Here is a 1013-nt window from a genome sequence, read left to right as displayed (position 1 = left end):
GTTAATCGGAATTACTGGGCGTAAAGCGCGCGTAGGTGGCTTGATAAGCCGGTTGTGAAAGCCCCGGGCTCAACCTGGGAACGGCATCCGGAACTGTCAAGCTAGAGTGCAGGAGAGGAAGGTAGAATTCCCGGTGTAGCGGTGAAATGCGTAGAGATCGGGAGGAATACCAGTGGCGAAGGCGGCCTTCTGGACTGACACTGACACTGAGGTGCGAAAGCGTGGGTAGCAAACAGGATTAGATACCCTGGTAGTCCACGCCGTAAACGATGTCGACCAGCCGTTGGGTGCCTAGCGCACTTTGTGGCGAAGTTAACGCGATAAGTCGACCGCCTGGGGAGTACGGCCGCAAGGTTAAAACTCAAATGAATTGACGGGGGCCCGCACAAGCGGTGGAGCATGTGGTTTAATTCGATGCAACGCGAAGAACCTTACCTACTCTTGACATCCTGCGAATTTGGTAGAGATACCTTAGTGCCTTCGGGAACGCAGAGACAGGTGCTGCATGGCTGTCGTCAGCTCGTGTTGTGAAATGTTGGGTTAAGTCCCGTAACGAGCGCAACCCTTGTCCTTATTTGCCAGCGCGTAATGGCGGGAACTCTAAGGAGACTGCCGGTGACAAACCGGAGGAAGGTGGGGACGACGTCAAGTCATCATGGCCCTTACGAGTAGGGCTACACACGTGCTACAATGGTCGGTACAAAGGGTTGCCAACTCGCGAGAGTGAGCCAATCCCGAAAAGCCGATCTCAGTCCGGATCGGAGTCTGCAACTCGACTCCGTGAAGTCGGAATCGCTAGTAATCGTGGATCAGAATGCCACGGTGAATACGTTCCCGGGCCTTGTACACACCGCCCGTCACACCATGGGAGTGGACTGCACCAGAAGTGGTTAGCCTAACGCAAGAGGGCGATCACCACGGTGTGGTTCATGACTGGGGTGAAGTCGTAACAAGGTAGCCGTAGGGGAACCTGCGGCTGGATCACCTCCTTAAACGATGTCTTCCCCTCGCGG

At 55.3% G+C, this 1013-nt stretch carries 1 rRNA gene; it reads left to right on the top strand.

From position 1 onward, the window contains the following. Window positions 1-992, top strand: a 16S ribosomal RNA gene (locus IE091_RS18335); the annotation flags it as partial. Window positions 993-1013: the final 21 nt, after the last annotated feature.

It is taken from the genome of Vreelandella hamiltonii, assembly GCF_014651775.1.
Classification (GTDB): domain Bacteria; phylum Pseudomonadota; class Gammaproteobacteria; order Pseudomonadales; family Halomonadaceae; genus Vreelandella; species Vreelandella hamiltonii.
Note: the sequence above shows the minus strand (reverse complement) of the source record. Positions and strands in the feature narration are given on the sequence as shown.